This is a genomic window from Pseudarthrobacter sp. LMD1-1-1.1 (genome assembly GCF_040676255.1).
In the GTDB taxonomy this organism is placed as follows: Bacteria; Actinomycetota; Actinomycetes; order Actinomycetales; family Micrococcaceae; genus Arthrobacter.
On sequence record NZ_JBEGHP010000019.1, the window covers coordinates 1 to 255 of the forward strand.

The 255-nt window shown below is 69.8% G+C and carries 1 protein-coding gene; it reads right to left on the reverse strand.

Annotated features, from left to right (window positions below; all coding sequences use genetic code 11):
• Positions 1-255, reverse strand: a 255-nt coding sequence (locus MRBLMD1_RS10560; RefSeq protein WP_364399356.1) for a helix-turn-helix domain-containing protein, incomplete at both ends; no start/stop codon positions are given.

Genomic DNA, 255 nt, shown 5'->3' on the forward strand with positions numbered 1-255 from the left:
GGTCACCGGGTCCAGATCCCACAACCTGGGCATGCCCGCCCTGGCCAAAATCCGGGAGACCGTCCGGGCGCTCGTGCCGCAGCGCAAAGCCAGGTGCAGTGGCCCTTCGCGGTACTCCACGCGCTGGGTCAGAACATCGGCAACGACTTCCGCCGAGGTGGCGTGGGGGCAGGATCTTGGTCGGGAGCTGCGGTCCTCGAGGCCGTCCCAGCCGTGGGTACGGTACCGGCTGAGCCAGCGGTGCGCGCAAGTCCG